Origin of the sequence: Sphingomonas melonis DAPP-PG 224 (genome assembly GCF_000379045.1) — a bacterium.
Classification (GTDB): domain Bacteria; phylum Pseudomonadota; class Alphaproteobacteria; order Sphingomonadales; family Sphingomonadaceae; genus Sphingomonas; species Sphingomonas aquatilis.
The window spans coordinates 2,906,143-2,921,200 of sequence record NZ_KB900605.1 but is presented as its reverse complement, the minus strand read 5'-3'; the positions used below and the strand labels follow the sequence as shown (position 1 = coordinate 2,921,200).

Genomic DNA, 15,058 nt, shown 5'->3' with positions numbered 1-15,058 from the left:
GGCGGCTTCGACACAGGTCGGGGCCGCCCTTTTCATATCGAAAGGATCCGATCATGCACGCTTCCTCCCAAATCGAACTGCGCTCATTCTCCGTCGAGATCGAATTCTCCAGCGGCGGCGAACCCTATGCAACCGAGACCTATACGGTCGAGGCGACCGACCGGTATCGCGCCCAACGTGACGCGCTCGAGATGTCGGTCTCCAGTCCTTACGACAATGCGCGCATCCCCGAAATCACGCGCCGCGTGATCGCACACTAAGCAGCCCGGCTTTCTCCCGCCACCGATCACGTCATGGCGGGAGAAGTCACGGCTGCAACCGGAGTTGCCGCTGATGATCACCACCAGAAGCCAGCGCTGGCGCGATCGGCGCTGCCGCTGGGTACCGGGCGCCACTGAGATCGATCCCCGGCGCTTCGCCGTCGATGTGATTGACACCGTCAAACAGGCTGCCCCGTTCGTGCGCCAGCATCACTATGCCGCCTCGATGCCGGTTACACGCCTGTCGATCGGTCTTTTCCGAAATGGTGCCGGCGGGCGATCCGACCTGGTCGGTGTTTGCGTCTTCGCCCACCCGGTCAATAATGCCAGCGTCCCCAAATCCGCGGGCCTCTCCGATCCGCGCAGCGCCAGCGACCTCGGGCGCCTTGTGTTGCTCGATGACACAGGCGGTAACGCCGAAACCTGGATGCTCTCGCGCGCCTTCAAATTGCTGCGTCGCGAAAAACCGGAGATCGTTTCAGTCATCTCCTATGCCGATCCGATCCGTCGCACCGACGAACAAGGGCAGGTGTTCATGCCGGGCCATGTCGGCACGCTCTATTGCGTGATGGGCAGCCGCTATACTGGCCGCTCGTCAGCGCGCGTCGATCTCATCCTGCCCAACGGCCAGCCGATTTCGAGCCGGGCGATCTCCAAGATCCGTAACGACGAATGCGGTCAGCGCTATGCCGCCGAGCAACTGATTGCGGCCGGTGCGCGAAGCCGGCGTTCGAGCGAAGATGCAGCCCATTGGCTCGCCGATCTCGAGCGTGTCGGTTTTCTGCGCCGCCAGAAGCACCCGGGCAACCATGTCTATCTGTTTCCGCTCACCAAAGCGGCGCGGATCGCGGCACGCACGGTACCAAGCCTGCCTTATCCCGTTCTTGATCGCGCCCCGCCCGCCGCAGACGTGACGGCGCTCCCGCTGCTCGCCCGCGCAGCCTGACGCAAGCATGTCGGCGCGGAGGGAAGGGGGTGGGAATGGGGGCCGGTCAGGGATCGGCCCAACGGAGACCCCACCATGTCCGACCATGACGCCCGCGCCCTTCTTGTCGAGGCGCTCGATTTCTTCAACGACCATCCCCGCTTCAGCCTTCGACGCGGCCGGCGTCGGACGAGCTACGAGCTTGCCGCGCGGATCGACGCTTTCCTTGCGCCGGACACGGCCGTTCTCCCTATCGTGGCTGCCGCCCGCGAACGCTGGGCTACCGCCCATATGCTGCGCATCGACCCCGACGAGCAAACGGTCCAGCGTGATGGCGAGGGCTATTGGGTGCGTGCATGGGTGCACGTTGATGCAGCCGGTCTGGGGGAAGCCGGTGCAGCGCAGATCGACCGATACGCCAGCGCGGTTACCGCACTGCCAGAGATCACCCGCCAGGTTTTTATGGCCCATCTGCTAGGCGACGAAGATTTTACCGCGATCGCGGCGCGGCTCGGCATCACCACGCACGAAGTCGAGCAGCGTATCGCCGACGCGCTCGTCGCCATCGGCCGGGTGCTCGACCGGCGCTGATGACACCCTCCGGTCGATCGCCCCGCCGCGCACCCGACACATCCCAAGGAAAGAATCATGACCCAGACGACAAGGCACGATTTTGCGCGCCTGCTGGCCCGCGCTCGCACTGCGATCGCCGACGCAAACCCGGCAGGACATATCCTGTGCGACGAATTGGCACAGGCCGAACGGCTCATGGAAAACCACGCAGTTCCCTGGTCGGCCGACATCCACGTCGCGTTCATCGACCATCGTCATGGAGGCGATCTCTATGCCGCCTTCACCCGCGAGGCGTTAATGGCGGAGGTCGCCTCCTTCTGCCGCGAATGGTGGTCTCAAATCCGCGACAGGCGCGATCCCTCTACGCTTTGCGATGAAGAGGCAGGTTCGATCTACTTCGACGCGCACGAAGAAGAATATCTCTGGACCGAGCGCATCTCGGTCGACGCGCCGCCGATCGGTTCTCCGAACGCATTGCGCGTCGGTCGCCATCTCGTGATCAGCACCAGCCATATCCGTCCCGCCACCGCCGACCTTCTCGACCAATGGGCGCCGATGATCCCGGAATCTCGCCCGCTTGGTGTCGCCGAAGCCGGCTATGGCTGGTTCGTCCTCACGGATCCGCTCGACGGCCTGGAACGGGAGATGGTCCCAAACGAGCTTTGGGCCGCCATCGAATTCGCGCGTGCCCAGGGCTGCCGTTGGCTTCTTCTCGACCGCGACGCGGATTGCATCGACGGTCTTGAGGCCTTCGAGTGGTGAGGGCCCTGCGATGACCCGCCGCTCCGCCAGGGCCGAGGTTCGCAATCCCGTCCTCGGTCTTCCCGCCGCACGCCTCCTTCAGGCTATGCCAGCCGATACCCGCACCTTGCTCGCGGTGCTGCTGCTCGACCTTGCCGCCGAGGCGCGCCGCCGATCGCGATCGAGCTGGGAAAGCCGCAAGGTGTTTGTCGCCGCCTATTGGGCGACCGTCGCGGTCTATGCTGGGCATATAGCACGTGTCCTGCACCGCGGTGAACGTCGGTCGGCGATACGCAAACCGTTCCGGATCACTCAGAAAGCCTATCCCGACCTGGTGGCGGCGGATTGGGCCGAGGCATCGCGTCTCTATTGCGAGCGGCGCGATCAGCTTGGTCTTGGCGCCAGCCTCTATCCCGAAGCGCTGGTCCTGGTTGGCGGCACGCCGGTGGGTCGGATCAGCTACAACGGGCGGATCTGGATGCCCGGCCCATGGGAACCCGGCGACGAGCCACTGTTCGACAATCGCCGCGCGGATGTGGGCTGAACGCAGCCGCCCGCCTCTATCCATCATCTTTCAGGAGACTTGCCGTGGGCGCAACTCTCGCGCGCGGCCGCGTCGTCGCGCTTGCCGAACTTCTGCCTGCCGTAGACGAGCAGGTGATGGCCGCCATCAGGGATGGAGCCTGGTTCGTCTTCAACCTGTCGGGCGGCAAGGACTCCACCGCCGCGGCCCATGTCGCCATCGCGCTGCTCGACGCGATGGGCCATCCCCATGATCGCCGGATCGCCATTCATGCCGATCTTGGCCGCGCGGAATGGCGCTCGACGCCGACGACCATCGCCGCGATCGCTGAACGGCTCAGGCTGCCCTTGCTGGTGGTCCGCCGCACCGCCGGCGATATGGTGGCACGCTGGGAACAACGCTTCCTTGTCGGCAAGCGCCGCTATGAGGCGCTGGAAACCTATAATCTGATCGGCCCCTGGTCCTCGGCATCGCTGCGCTTCTGCACCTCCGAACTCAAGGTCCAGGTCATCGGCCCCGAACTCGCCCGGCGCTTTCGTGGCGAGATGATCGTCTCCGTCATCGGGCTGCGCCGCGCGGAAAGTCCCAGCCGGCGCGCCACGCCGATCTCCCGGATCGACGAGCGCTTCGCCAAAGCCGGCAACAGTGCGGGGACGCGCATGCTCACCTGGCACCCGGCCGTCGACTGGAGCGCCGACGATGTGTTCGCGCTCCACCACAGCCATGGGCTGCCGCTCCACGAAGCCTATACCCATTATCGGTCGACGCGTCTGTCCTGCGCCTTCTGCGTGCTGGCCTCCTCGCACGATCTGACGGCCTCCGTCGCCGCGCCCGAGAATATCGACCTCTACCGCCATCTGGTGTCGATCGAGGCGGCCTCGACCTTCTCCTTCCAACCGCAGCGCTGGCTCGCCGATGTGGCGCCAGACCTCCTTCCGGCGGCGTTGCTGCGCGACATTGCGCGCGCAAAGACACGGGCTGGCGAACGGCGCGCAATCGAAGCGGCCATGCCCGTGGGCTTGCGGTTCGTGAAAGGCTGGCCGCCGCGCCTGCCGACATGGGAAGAAGCCGACGCGATCGCACGGTCCCGCACCCGGATCCTCGCTCATCATGGTCTTAGTGACCGCTTCCCCGATGCCGGTGCGGTCCTCTCGCGTTTTGCCGAACTGCTCTGCGCCAAGGCGCTCTAGCACCACCATTCCCTGACAGGAGGGGAGCGGGAGCTTCGGGTGTGACGGCCGGATTTCGCCCGAGGATCGCCGTGGCCGTCGTCGGCGGCGATTCACCTCCCATCATCGAAGGATAACCCATGGACGTCATCGTCTCCCGGTCCCGCATCGCGGGAACCGCCTCGACCTATATGTACCGCGCACTCGTGCCGCTCGCCGAGGTCGCAGCGTCACGCCGTTCCCGCTGCGTCATCATCCAGGCGCGGATCGGGAGCGTCCGCCTGCCTTCCACCCGCATCGCCGATGTCGTGGCGCCCGCGGCATGGTATGATCGCGAACTGGCGACACCCTGCGGTCTCGCCGTCAGTCTCAATCTGGTCGCACGCCGGATCGAGGCGCTCATCATTCGCACGGCCTTTCCGGAGATGACTGCCCGGCTCACCCCGCCAATGGTCGCGCTCGACTTCGCCCCGAACGACGCAAGCTACAAGCTTGCCATGGCCGACCTCAATGCCGCCTTCGACCGGTTCGCCTCCGGGATCGATGGACTGATGGCCGCCGATCTCGACCTCTACCAGGGCTGTGATCTGCGCGCCGCCTGATGCCGCGCGATCAATATCGCCCCGAGCTTGAAGGTCGGCTCAAGGCCTCGCGCCCGGCCGACCGCGAAATCCATCCATTATGGAGGAAAATATGAGCAGTTATGCCAGGACGTTCGCCGAAACCTATACGATGCGCAGCCGCTTCTGGCAGGCGCTCGGAGAGATCGGAAAGGCGATGGCAGATGCCTACGCCTTCGATGCCGATCTCGAAAATCGCGCCGCCATCAAGGAACTAGCCTGGGACGCCATGGTCCACTCGTTGGTCGAGCATCATGGTTTCAAGCCGGAGGAACTGTGATGGACCAGGCCCCCACCGCCCAAGGCGCTCCGAAGTCAGATATGGAGGAGCGCTCCGACCTTGCCGACAGTCGGCTTGAAACGGCCGCCTGTCTCTGGGAAGCCGTGCTCGGGCTTCGCGACCGGCCGATCAGCGATCCCGACGCGATCGGTCTTGCCCTTATGATCCGCAGCGCCTTCGAGGCGCTCGGCACCGCCGCGCTGCGGCTGACCGTGGTCGGCTGGACTGACGCCGTCGATGCCGCCTGGCGTGCGGTCGAGGACGACTATCCACTCTGCTTCGACTGGGATTTCGTGCCCGACTGGATCGTCGATCATGTCGACTGGTCCGATCCGCTGCATCCGACTGTCACCCAAAGGGGAGGGGGATGAGCTTCGTTGCGGCGGGGCATTGGTCTGCGCCGCGCAGGAGCATCATCCCATGTCCTTTCCCACCACCATCCGGCCCGCGGTCGGCCAGACGCTGATCACCAAGGTCTCCCGCTTTTATGCTCAGACGCTCGGTGACGTGCTTAGCGAACTGTTCCAGAATGCCCGCCGCGCCGGCGCCAAAGGCATCTACGTCGCCCTCTACAATCTGCCCGACGGACCGGCGCTGTCCATCTATGATGACGGACGCGGTATCAATGATCCGGCCAAGCTGCTGACGCTTGGCGATTCAGGCTGGCAGTCGGACATTCTCAAGCGCGAGGATCCGGCCGGCATGGGCGTTTTCAGCCTCGCCGGGCAGGATGTTGAGGTCTGGTCCTGGTCGCGCAGCGCGGGCCGGGGCTGGTCCGTCCATATTTCGCCGGATGGCTGGGAAGGCGCCATCGCGCTCGACATCCATTCCTGCGGAATCGTGCGCGGCACCGAGTTCCTGATCAAGCTGCCGCCGGTGTGGGAACAGCAGCTCGGATCGGCCCTGCGTCTGGCTGCTCACTATCTGCCTCTCCCGGTCCATTTCGAGGGCGGTGAACTGCCGCGCCAGGACTTCCTTGCCGGCGCCAGCCGGATCGAGGAGTGGGAGGGCTGCCGCATCGGCGTCTTCCATGACAATGTAAGCGACGCTTCGCACAGCCACCGGATCAACTTCCACGGCGTGACGGTGCCATGCCAGCTTCCCAGCGTCGGCCAACTCGGCAATCCGCACAACTGGCGGGTGCGGGTCGACATCGTGGACGCGCCTGCGCTCCAGCTCGTGCTGCCCGCCCGCAAGGAAATGGTCGAGAATGAGGCACTGTCCCGCTTGAGGATAGCTGCCGAAACCGCTCTCTACCGGGCCGTCGCCGACGAGCCGTCGCACCGTCTTCCCTACAAGGCCTGGGCACGCGCCCGCGATCTCGGCGTCGATCTTCCCGAAGCCGAGGTCTGGCTCAATGCCTGGCAGCCAAGCGTCGCCGACACGGACAACCGATATATGGGTGGTCCCGTTCGATCCGGGCCGATGATCCTGATGACCGAGCATGAACCGGACGTCGAACAGGCACTCGCCCACACGCTCAAAAAGGGATCGCCATTCAATGGGCGGCTCGTTCACGAGGCGCGCGATCTCGAAGGCTATCGCTGGTACGACACTCTCCCGCGTCTCCTGTCCTCCAGCTTCACCATGAAACGCGACGGCGTGTCCCACCGCTATGCCGACGATGTCGCCTTGCCGGACGATTTCATGTCCGGACCGGTCGAGGCGTTGACCGCCGAGATTGTCCTGTGTCCCGGCGATGCGAAAGCGTCCGAGCCCATCGTGCATTGCATCCCTGCGGACATGCTGGTGTGCAGGGATGCGTCCTGGACCCTCGATGAGGCGACCATCCTCATCGATAGCGAGGCGAATGTGCAGCCAGGCGCGCTGGCTGACCTCATCTATGCGAGCCTGTTCTGCTACTCCGATGATCATGAGAGCGACAGTTGGGACACCCAGTCGGTTGCCTTCGAGCGGCAGGCGCTCAATCTCGCCAACGAACTGCTGCTCGGCGAAGATGAAGCGCTCCTGGCGCAGTTGCGCGCAGCAGTTTTCGAGCATGTCCAGTGGCTCATCCCCGAAGGGCGCAGCCTGACCGTCAGTGCGAACCGCAATGCGCTTTCGATCGACCTCGCCCAGGCCGCCTGAGGCTTCAGCCGCGCCAACCTCCATCGCAACCCTTCAGAGAGAATATCCATGCGCCGCTCCGCGCTCATCGTCTGTTCGACCGCCCACCTGCCGGTAGCCGAACGCCGACACATCGACACGCTGATCGCCGCCGCCCCGCGCGGCGACGATGGGCGGGCGGATGTAGGCCATCCCGATCTTGTGATCGAGCCTTATGCCTATGGCTTCTTCGTCCACACCTCCATCGTGGGATGCGGCGGCGAGCAGCCGGACGACATCAGCCCGCAATTCTGGGCGATCCTCACCCGGGCTTTCGACAGCGATGTTTCCTGGGTGCTGTTCGACCGCGACGAACCCTTGTCGCCCGACCTGCCCGTCTTCCCCGATCCCGAACTTCCCGAGGAGTATCAGTCATGATCGTTGCCTTTCCACCGGCCCGTTCATCCGCGCTCACGACGCTCGCAACCTATGAGCGCGCCTATGCGGTCGCAATACAGAAGCGGCGTGAAACCGGACGGCCGCAGTTCGTTCTGCGCACCGACAATCCGCTTCAGCCTTTCCGGGTCTCGGCCACCGGACCGAAGCGCCAACAATCGCTGATGACCCTCATTGCCTGACATATGCGCGCCGGTCTGTCGCAGGCTCCACATCAGCCCCATTTCAAGGAGCAGGGAAATGCCCCACGACATTGCAACCCCGCCCACTGCCGGGACGGAGATGCCGCCCTATATCGAGATAACCGAGGACGAATTCCTCGCTCGCTTTCATCCCGTGCCGAACCATCTCTCGGATACGGCCGGGTTCGATTTCGGGGAAGGGGGCTGCCTTTTCGAGGCCTCGGGCCCGAACCTTTCGTTTGTGCGCGCGCAGCCGCCCGCACGAATCTGGACCGTCATCGAGGGCGACGATGGTCTGGAGATCACTGACGGCATGCATGACGTCAATCGTCTCGGCTATCTCGTGACGGAACGGTGCTGCCCGCCGAACGTCGCCGTCAGCGTCCCGCTCGACGGTTGAATGCCGCCCTTCCGGCGGTCGCTTCCTGAACTGCCGTACCGTTGGGCCGCCTCCATGGGAGCACAGCTATGTCCGGATCAATGCGTCCGCCTCTCATGGCGGCGAACGATGACGCCTGTCACGACGACTTGTTCGGCGTCCCTGTGGTCGCCGCCTGGGGCATGGGCGTCGACAGCACCGCGATGATCATCGAATGGGTCGCCCGGGGCCTGCCTTTGTCCGTCGTTTTGACGGCGGATACAGGCGTCGAGCGCGAGGAGACCTATGCTTATCTGCCGATTTTCCAGCGCTGGATGGACCGGCATCATATCGAACATCATGTCGTGCGCTACGTCCCAAAGCGCTTCAAACACTGGCCGCCCTATTTTTCGCTGCTGGAAAATTGCCTGACCAACGCGACCCTGCCGTCGATCAGCTTTGGCCGCCATTCCTGCTCCCAAAAATGGAAAATTCAGCCGCAGGATCAATGGGTTGCCGGATGGGCGCCGGCGCGGGAAATATGGGCCCGTGGCGGCAAGGTTGTCAAGCTCATCGGCTATGACAACTCGCCCGCCGACAGCCGTCGCTATGCCCATCGCGAAGGCCATGCCAGCGACCTTTACGACTATCGCTATCCGTTGCGCGAATGGCAGTGGGACCGGGACGCCTGTGCCGCCCGCATCCGGGCAGAGGGCGTGCCGGTGCCCCATAAATCCGCTTGCTGGCTCTGCCTTGCCCAAAAGACGAGCGAATTGATGACGCTGCCGCCATGGTGCCTGCGGCTGATCGTGCTGGTCGAAGCGCGGGCGGCGCCGCGTCTCCAGACCGTCGAGGGGCTGTGGCGCAAATCCACCCGCGAACGCCCCGGATCGATGACCCGCTTCATTCGGGAGCGCAGCCTGTTGCCATCCACCGAGATCGACGCGATCATCGCCGGTGCGCCAGTCGATCTCATCGATTTCCAGCGAGTAGCGGCCGAGATCCCGATCGCCGAGCGCCCGACGATGCGCGACTGGATCGAACGCTTCAACGCCGGTGTCGAGCGTCTCGCGGCCTGATCGTCACGGTCGCGTCGGTCCGTCTGGCTGCTGGATCCGAGTGCGGACAATGCCCGTGGAACAGGCGTCGTCTTGCGCGCCACTATCATAAAGTGATAGTCCTCCTTTGCAGAGGAGTTCGGCCATGCCTTCCAGTTTTACCCTCGGCTCCCATTTCGAGAGCTTCATCAAGCAGCAGGTGCATAGCGGTCGCTATGCGTCGGCGAGCGAAGTCGTGCGCGACAGCCTGCGGCTGCTCGAAGAGCAGGACGCGCTGCGCCAGGCGCGGCTTGAGGCCCTGCGTGCCGAGATCGACCTTGGCGCCAATAGCGGCGCCGGTATTCCGGCCGAACAGGCCTTTGCAAAGGCTCGCAAACGCATTGCCGACATAGCCGCCGGCGTTGCCGAAAGCTGATGCGTCTGGAGTTTTCTCCTGCAGCGGACGCAGACCTCGCCGGGATCGCCAGCTTCATTGCCCGGGACAATGTTACCCGGGCCCTTACGTTCGTCGATAAGTTACAGTCATCGTGCGAACGGCTTCTCGAATATCCTCAGTCCGGCACCTTGCGTTCCGAAATTCGGGAAGGGCTGAGATCCAAACCTCATGGAAGCTACGTCATCTTCTACGAAGTCGAGCTGCAGGTCGTTCGCATCCAGCGCATATTGCATGGGGCACGCGATATCGGCGCCATCCTTTCGGTCAGTTGAGCAGGCCGATCATTGATCGGTCGCGCGCAGGAAGGAACCCGGTCGGGACGTCTGAAGAGACTTACGCCAATCTGTCCGAGACGTGGCTTGACCTCTCCGCGCATCCACTGGCCTAATCATGCCCATGCGCCTTATCGACCAGCTCGCAGCGGAGCGAATCTATTACCACCGGCCGTTGCCGACGCTGCCCGATATCCTGCTGATCGATATACCGCCCGGCTTCTCGGGCGACGGTCTCGCGCTTGGCCGCTATTATCCGGTGATCCTCGAGACCCTGGCCGAGATGCAGGAGTTCGAGGCCTTTCTATGTGAACGGCGCACCGAACTGATCTCCCCATCGCTGCTCGATCGCCGGCCATCCGGCTTGCGCACCGACGACATCGTCTTTGCACGATACCGCCCGTCGGCACCGTGCTGGCCATGGCTGCACTTATGTTGCTGGCCGCCTCACTACACCATGACGGCATCTGATCCGGGCGACAACTTCGCGCGCGGCGCCTATACGGTTGATGCCTTTTTCAGTGTCGATGAAGTCGATGCCGCCGAACGGCTTTTGCTGGCCACTCTCGGTCCCAGTGAGGCGCGCCATGTCCGGTCGATCCCGTCTGTTGCGGGGCACGCCTGATCCTCGATCACTACCCTCAATGGGTTCCGCAGCATTTCTTGTATTTCTTGCCTGAACCGCAGGGGCAGCGGTCGTTTCGCCCGACCTTGGTGCGCCGAACCGCGACGGGTCGATGGGGATCATTCTCCACGCGCCACTGGTGCAGCATTTCCACCCAGATCGGGATCAGGTCCGGTGCCTCGGCGTCCCAGCGATCCTCCTCCTGCTCACCGAGGGCGAGATTACCCTCGGCAAAATCCCGCAGCGTGCGGATGCCCTTGAGCGCTGCATGGCAACCGGCATCGTCGTCGCCGTCGATCCGTGCCCAGCCGTCCGGGGAAAGCGCCATCGCCTGCGCGAAGCCGTCGATCCACATCTCCCACAAGGTTTCGTCGGTGCGCGTGTCGGTCTCCAGCACCGGCGCATAGGCGCCCGGATGAGCCAGCGCATCGATGATCGCATGATAGTGGGTCATCACCAGATTGAGGAACGTCTGTAGTTCCTCCTCGCTCTCGAAGTCGGGCTCACCATTGCCCTCATCACCGGCCCAGATCAGCGGAATCCATCTGCCCGGCGTGATCAGATCCGGGCTGACCACTATTCCGGTGAGAAACCCATCCAGCTGCGATACCAGCATCGCTTCGGGCTGATCGAGCAATTGCCGGTCGAGGGCCTCGAGATAGGCGGGTTCGGTCTCCATGGCCCTAACCTAACCCCGACGCGGGCGACCGTCACCGGATCGTTGCCGCGGGAAGGCAAGACAGGGGCGTCTGAACCCGGGCACCTCCGGTGCCCGCTACGCCTGCCGGTCCAGGGCCGTCGAGATGACGGGCGCCATATCGACACGCCGCTTCATCAGATCCGTGAGCCAGACGAGATGCGCCGCCGCCTCCGCCAGGGGCAAATCGCAAACCTCCTCAAACAGCTCCCTCTGATAGTCGAGATCCCGATCGAGAATATCGCGTAGCCGCACTCGCGCCGGACTGTCATTCTCCGCGATCTCGGCATTCGCTTCGCGCGCCGCATCAAGGAACGTCTCGGCCAGCTCCTGCGCCTCATAATAGCCGCCATTCAGACCTTCGCTCGCCGCAAGGCTCGCGAGCCGGCGACGCACAAGCGGCAGTTCAGGATCAACCGCCGCATCGTCGAGCGGCAGATTGAAATCATAGCTGGCAAGATAGTCCCGGATCATGCTGCCTTGAGAACATAAAACGAACAAGATTGCAATCGCCATCTTTCACATGGCATGCGACGCTACATGTCTCGTTATCTTTTTCATGACTTTTCCCGTCGTGTTTCGCGCCGCTCACCAATTCCAGTCCAGGCCAGGATCAAACCCCGATGAGTGCCGGCAAGGCTCCGCTGCGATTGCGCGGCACTCTGCGCATCAGCGAGCGTGGTCCACTGCTCGAAATCGATGACGGTCCGATCTGGCGCCTCGAAACACAGGATGACCTGCAAGCCTATCGTGATCTTCCGGTTCGCATCGAGGCATGGACCCGCGGGACGAATCAGCTCGAGTTGCTCTGGATCGGTCCGGTCTGATCTCTCGCCGCCCATCGCATCCGCGCCGTCTGCGCCTTCAGACACGGAACGCGCGGAGCCGGCGACCTTCCTGGAGACAAGGCGCGACTCAGGCCTGTGTGTGATTACTCCACCGGCGCAATGCCGGTTCGATCCGCCGCGCCTTCGTGGCATAATCGACGACATCCCGGGGTATCACCCGCCGCGCTGCCTGACGAAACGACTCGAGGGAGGGCGGGAAGGCCGTGTCTGCGCTGGCAAAAACGATGCGATTGCCGCGCTGCTCAGCCGGGATGGCAATGGCCCGTCCATCGAAGCTGCCGGCAATACGGCGCTTGAGAATGGTGAAAGCCGTGGCATTGTCGCAGAGATTGGCCACCAGCAGCCCCGCTGGCCCGAGCCTCGCCCGGCAACTGTCGTAGAAGGCGCGCTCGCTCAGTGCCTGGGGAAGTCCGCGGCTATCGAAGCCATCCAGGAACAGCACGTCAGGCCGGCCCCCGGCCTTCGCCACATAATCCGCGCCGTCGCCGCAGAGGACCCGGAACCGGTGGTCATCGGCGGGCACATGAAAGTGATCCCTGAGCGCGATAACCTCGGGATCAATCTCCACAACCGTGATGTCGCAGTCGGGAAGGCAGCGATAGCAAGCCTTGGCGAGAGAGCCGCCTCCCAAACCGATCATCTCGATCCGCCGGGGCTGTGGTCGGAATAGCCGGAACCCCATCATCACCCGGGTATAATCGAACAGGAGATGACCGGGATCGCTCAGTTTCATCCCGCTCTGCACCGTGGTCCAGTCAAATAGCAGCGACAGCATGTCACCCAACCGGAACAGCATCGGCCCCGTCGCGCCGAATGGCGCGTCGAGCGCGATCGGGACCTGTGCGGTGCCGTCAAATCGACCCTGAAGGTTCGACCCGGGCTCGGGCCGCTCAAGGCGTAGATCGAAGACCAGATCGTGAAACCGGTCCAGGTCGACCTCAGCGCAGGACGAGGCCGGTTCGATCGCGCGAACGTCTTCATCCATTGTCCGTCCTTACCGGTGCCGATTCGTTGCCGGGCATAGAGAGATCGCGCTCCCATCGAGCGATTTCCGCCGCGTTCAGCGCCTTCAACCGTGAAAGCCTGGCAGCGTCCTCCCGTCCAAGCGACTGACTGGCGAGGCCCTCACGCACGAAATCGCTCAACAGCATGTTCTGGAGCAAAAGATATCCCGTGAACTGCTTCGCCGCCCTGGTCTTCACAAGATCATGCCCGTCCTTGCCTTTGAGGATAGAACTAGCTCATAGCACATGAAGTATGATTTTGAAAGATTGAACTGTGATGGATAATACATCATAGAGATCTGATGATCACGTCACAGCAAATGCGGGCCGCGCGCGCCCTCCTCGGGATCGACCAGAAACGCCTCGCCGAACTCGCGGGCGTCTCGCTTCCCACAATCCAGCGGATGGAAACATCGGACGGGCAGGTGCGCGGCGTCGTGGAAACGCTGGTCAAGGTCGTATCGGCCCTGGAGCGGGAAGGGGTCGAACTGATCGGTGAGAACGCGCCCAGTCAGGGCAGGGGGCGGGGTGTGCGTCTGCGCGATACTGTGCGACGCTTGGTTGATAGTTGAATGGACAAGGACAGATGACGGACAGTAGTGACGACTATGTGTATGACGAGGACAGCGGCGAATGGATGCCGGCCTCGGAACTCGCCGAGCGGCAGCGCGCTGCCTCGCAGGTGGAAGTTCGCGATTCGGTCGGCAATCTGCTCGCCGACGGTGATCAGGTAACCCTCATCAAGGATCTGGACGTCAAGGGCGCCGGCCAGACGCTCAAGCGCGGCACGCTCATCAAGTCGATCCGCCTGACCGGTGACGCCCAGGAAATCGATTGTAAGTTCGACGGCATCAAGGGCCTCGTGCTGCGCGCCGAGTTCGTTCGCAAGCGCTGATGGCGCGACGCCGGATCCCGATGCCCTCTGCGATCGAAATCCGCGCGCTGGCGGATCGCGAAGGACGTCTCGCGCTCCGCGCCACGCCCAATGCTTCGGCCGACGCAATCCTTTTGCCATCGCACGCCGGGGGCCTGGAACTTCTTGTGCGCACAACGGCCACAGCCGAGGGCGGCAAGGCCAATGAGGCAATCTTGCGGTTGCTCGCCGATGCGCTGGGGCAGCCTGTCTCGGCGCTCGAATTGCTGCGCGGCGGCAGTGGACGGACTAAGCTCGTGCGTATCGGGCAGCCGCGCGGATGATCGCGGAATGCTGATCCGCCAGGGCGACGCACGCGACAGTCGTCTCGACCGCAAGCTTGCCTTCGCGCTGGCGTCGGTGGCGGGCGGACTCAATGCGGCGGCGTTTCACGAGGTCGGCTTCTTCTCCGCCAACATGACCGGAAATGTGTCCGCGCTCTCCAGCCTGCTCGCAATGGGACAATGGCGGCAGGCTCTTGGCTATCTCGCCATAGTCTTGTCCTTCATCATCGGCTCCATGGTCTCGACACTCGCGATCGGCTCAGGCCTGCGGCGCGGGATCGGCACCATCTACGCCCGCGTGATCCTGGTCGAAGCCGCTCTTCTTGCCGCGCTCGGTCTTGCGCGGATGGCGCTCGATCGCTCCGCAGGCGTGCCGATGCTGATCATCGGCCTCGCTTTCCTCATGGGGCAGCAGAACGCCATCGTTACCCATATTTCGAACGCGCGGGTGCGCACCACCCATGTATCGGGCATGGCCACTGACATCGGCATCGGCCTCGCCAGGATGCTCGATATCCTTCGCGGCAAAGCTGGCCCTGCGGATCGCGCGGAGATTACAACCCGATTGAACCTTCACACGGGTACGGTGCTGTCCTTCCTGCTCGGCGGAGTCGCGGGGGTGCTGGCGTGGCGCATCGTCGGCGACCTCTGTTTCGTGATCGCAGGCCTGGTTCTCGCAGCCATCGCGGCAACCTCGATGCGACGTGCCGGCCAGACCGTCCCGCAAAATGATCCGCTCGATTGATCACCATTACTTCATTGCTCATTACTATGGTGAAATGAGGCCG

At 63.6% G+C, this 15,058-nt stretch carries 26 protein-coding genes; 22 read left to right on the top strand and 4 right to left on the bottom strand.

All coding sequences use genetic code 11. The annotated features are described in order from the left end of the window. Positions 1-53: 53 nt before the first annotated feature. The 17 genes from SPHME3_RS0114150 to SPHME3_RS0114070 all read left to right on the top strand — a co-directional run bounded on the left by SPHME3_RS0114150 (position 54) and on the right by SPHME3_RS0114070 (position 10,524). Positions 54-260, top strand: a complete 207-nt coding sequence (locus SPHME3_RS0114150) for a hypothetical protein (protein WP_018250873.1) — start codon at positions 54-56, stop codon at positions 258-260. 73 nt (positions 261-333) lie between these two features. After that, complete coding sequence (locus SPHME3_RS0114145; RefSeq protein ID WP_037476759.1) at positions 334-1,206, top strand: Mom family adenine methylcarbamoylation protein; 873 nt, start codon at positions 334-336, stop codon at positions 1,204-1,206. Positions 1,207-1,281: 75 nt separating this feature from the next. After that, positions 1,282-1,776: a sigma factor-like helix-turn-helix DNA-binding protein gene (locus SPHME3_RS0114140; RefSeq protein WP_018250871.1), complete on the top strand. Its 495-nt coding sequence runs from the start codon at positions 1,282-1,284 to the stop codon at positions 1,774-1,776. A 57-nt stretch (positions 1,777-1,833) separates the two neighbouring features. Beyond that, positions 1,834-2,520 (top strand): DUF5983 family protein, encoded by a 687-nt coding sequence (locus SPHME3_RS21600; RefSeq protein ID WP_018250870.1) that lies wholly within the window; start codon positions 1,834-1,836, stop codon positions 2,518-2,520. 10 nt (positions 2,521-2,530) lie between these two features. Next, the gene (locus SPHME3_RS21595; RefSeq protein WP_231376757.1) at positions 2,531-3,043 is read left to right on the top strand and encodes a hypothetical protein; all 513 of its coding nucleotides are present in this window, start codon (positions 2,531-2,533) and stop codon (positions 3,041-3,043) included. A gap of 44 nt (positions 3,044-3,087) precedes the next feature. After that, the gene (locus SPHME3_RS0114125; RefSeq protein ID WP_018250868.1) at positions 3,088-4,212 is read left to right on the top strand and encodes a phosphoadenosine phosphosulfate reductase domain-containing protein; all 1,125 of its coding nucleotides are present in this window, start codon (positions 3,088-3,090) and stop codon (positions 4,210-4,212) included. A 119-nt stretch (positions 4,213-4,331) separates the two neighbouring features. Next, positions 4,332-4,793, top strand: a complete 462-nt coding sequence (locus tag SPHME3_RS0114120; RefSeq protein WP_018250867.1) for a hypothetical protein — start codon at positions 4,332-4,334, stop codon at positions 4,791-4,793. Between the two features lie 91 nt (positions 4,794-4,884). Continuing rightward, complete coding sequence (locus SPHME3_RS0114115) at positions 4,885-5,091, top strand: hypothetical protein (RefSeq protein ID WP_156021375.1); 207 nt, start codon at positions 4,885-4,887, stop codon at positions 5,089-5,091. After that, positions 5,091-5,462, top strand: coding sequence for a hypothetical protein (locus SPHME3_RS0114110; RefSeq protein WP_231376756.1), 372 nt, complete (start codon positions 5,091-5,093; stop codon positions 5,460-5,462). The genes SPHME3_RS0114115 and SPHME3_RS0114110 overlap by 1 nt, the downstream gene beginning before the upstream one ends. A gap of 49 nt (positions 5,463-5,511) precedes the next feature. Continuing rightward, positions 5,512-7,179, top strand: coding sequence for an ATP-binding protein (locus SPHME3_RS0114105; RefSeq protein ID WP_026189087.1), 1,668 nt, complete (start codon positions 5,512-5,514; stop codon positions 7,177-7,179). A gap of 48 nt (positions 7,180-7,227) precedes the next feature. Further along, on the top strand, positions 7,228-7,575 hold the full coding sequence (locus tag SPHME3_RS20120; protein WP_018250863.1) for a DUF5983 family protein: 348 nt from the start codon (positions 7,228-7,230) through the stop codon (positions 7,573-7,575). Beyond that, on the top strand, positions 7,572-7,775 hold the full coding sequence (locus SPHME3_RS0114095; RefSeq protein WP_018250862.1) for a hypothetical protein: 204 nt from the start codon (positions 7,572-7,574) through the stop codon (positions 7,773-7,775). Before SPHME3_RS20120 ends, SPHME3_RS0114095 begins: the two co-directional genes overlap by 4 nt. 58 nt (positions 7,776-7,833) lie before the next feature. After that, positions 7,834-8,175: a hypothetical protein gene (locus tag SPHME3_RS0114090; protein WP_156021372.1), complete on the top strand. Its 342-nt coding sequence runs from the start codon at positions 7,834-7,836 to the stop codon at positions 8,173-8,175. 95 nt (positions 8,176-8,270) lie between these two features. Beyond that, a complete protein-coding gene (locus tag SPHME3_RS0114085) occupies positions 8,271-9,212 on the top strand; it encodes a hypothetical protein (RefSeq protein ID WP_018250860.1) in 942 nt (313 codons plus the stop codon). Positions 9,213-9,336: 124 nt separating this feature from the next. Next, the gene (locus tag SPHME3_RS0114080; RefSeq protein WP_018250859.1) at positions 9,337-9,606 is read left to right on the top strand and encodes a type II toxin-antitoxin system ParD family antitoxin; all 270 of its coding nucleotides are present in this window, start codon (positions 9,337-9,339) and stop codon (positions 9,604-9,606) included. Beyond that, positions 9,606-9,899 (top strand): type II toxin-antitoxin system RelE/ParE family toxin, encoded by a 294-nt coding sequence (locus tag SPHME3_RS0114075; protein ID WP_018250858.1) that lies wholly within the window; start codon positions 9,606-9,608, stop codon positions 9,897-9,899. The genes SPHME3_RS0114080 and SPHME3_RS0114075 overlap by 1 nt, the downstream gene beginning before the upstream one ends. Positions 9,900-10,023: 124 nt before the next feature. Then, positions 10,024-10,524, top strand: a complete 501-nt coding sequence (locus tag SPHME3_RS0114070) for a hypothetical protein (protein ID WP_018250857.1) — start codon at positions 10,024-10,026, stop codon at positions 10,522-10,524. Positions 10,525-10,540: 16 nt separating this feature from the next. On the opposite strand, the gene SPHME3_RS0114065 is transcribed toward SPHME3_RS0114070, so the two are convergent. Both SPHME3_RS0114065 and SPHME3_RS0114060 read right to left on the bottom strand, forming a co-directional pair. Continuing rightward, entirely contained in the window at positions 10,541-11,203 is a 663-nt protein-coding gene (locus SPHME3_RS0114065) for a UPF0149 family protein (RefSeq protein WP_018250856.1), read from the bottom strand. Positions 11,204-11,299: 96 nt separating this feature from the next. Continuing rightward, positions 11,300-11,737, bottom strand: coding sequence for a hypothetical protein (locus SPHME3_RS0114060; protein ID WP_231376754.1), 438 nt, complete (start codon positions 11,735-11,737; stop codon positions 11,300-11,302). A gap of 107 nt (positions 11,738-11,844) precedes the next feature. On the opposite strand from SPHME3_RS0114060, the gene SPHME3_RS0114055 reads away from it, so the two are divergent. After that, a complete protein-coding gene (locus SPHME3_RS0114055) occupies positions 11,845-12,048 on the top strand; it encodes a DUF5818 domain-containing protein (protein ID WP_018250854.1) in 204 nt (67 codons plus the stop codon). Between the two features lie 88 nt (positions 12,049-12,136). On the opposite strand, the gene SPHME3_RS0114050 is transcribed toward SPHME3_RS0114055, so the two are convergent. After that, positions 12,137-13,054: a fused MFS/spermidine synthase gene (locus tag SPHME3_RS0114050; RefSeq protein WP_018250853.1), complete on the bottom strand. Its 918-nt coding sequence runs from the start codon at positions 13,052-13,054 to the stop codon at positions 12,137-12,139. After that, positions 13,047-13,271, bottom strand: coding sequence for a hypothetical protein (locus SPHME3_RS0114045; protein WP_018250852.1), 225 nt, complete (start codon positions 13,269-13,271; stop codon positions 13,047-13,049). Before SPHME3_RS0114045 ends, SPHME3_RS0114050 begins: the two co-directional genes overlap by 8 nt. 104 nt (positions 13,272-13,375) lie before the next feature. Here SPHME3_RS0114045 and SPHME3_RS0114040 point away from each other — a divergent pair, with 104 nt between their 5' ends. Genes SPHME3_RS0114040 through SPHME3_RS0114025 form a run of 4 tightly spaced genes read left to right on the top strand, consistent with a single transcriptional unit; the run spans position 13,376 to position 15,015 of the window. Continuing rightward, complete coding sequence (locus SPHME3_RS0114040) at positions 13,376-13,645, top strand: helix-turn-helix domain-containing protein (protein WP_018250851.1); 270 nt, start codon at positions 13,376-13,378, stop codon at positions 13,643-13,645. Between the two features lie 14 nt (positions 13,646-13,659). After that, positions 13,660-13,968 carry an alkylphosphonate utilization protein gene (locus SPHME3_RS0114035; RefSeq protein ID WP_018250850.1) on the top strand — a complete coding sequence of 103 codons (309 nt, stop codon included), beginning with the start codon at positions 13,660-13,662 and terminating at the stop codon, positions 13,966-13,968. Beyond that, positions 13,968-14,270, top strand: coding sequence for a DUF167 family protein (locus SPHME3_RS0114030; protein ID WP_020493490.1), 303 nt, complete (start codon positions 13,968-13,970; stop codon positions 14,268-14,270). The genes SPHME3_RS0114035 and SPHME3_RS0114030 overlap by 1 nt, the downstream gene beginning before the upstream one ends. 7 nt (positions 14,271-14,277) lie before the next feature. Next, entirely contained in the window at positions 14,278-15,015 is a 738-nt protein-coding gene (locus SPHME3_RS0114025; RefSeq protein WP_018250848.1) for a YoaK family protein, read from the top strand. Positions 15,016-15,058 lie beyond the last annotated feature (43 nt).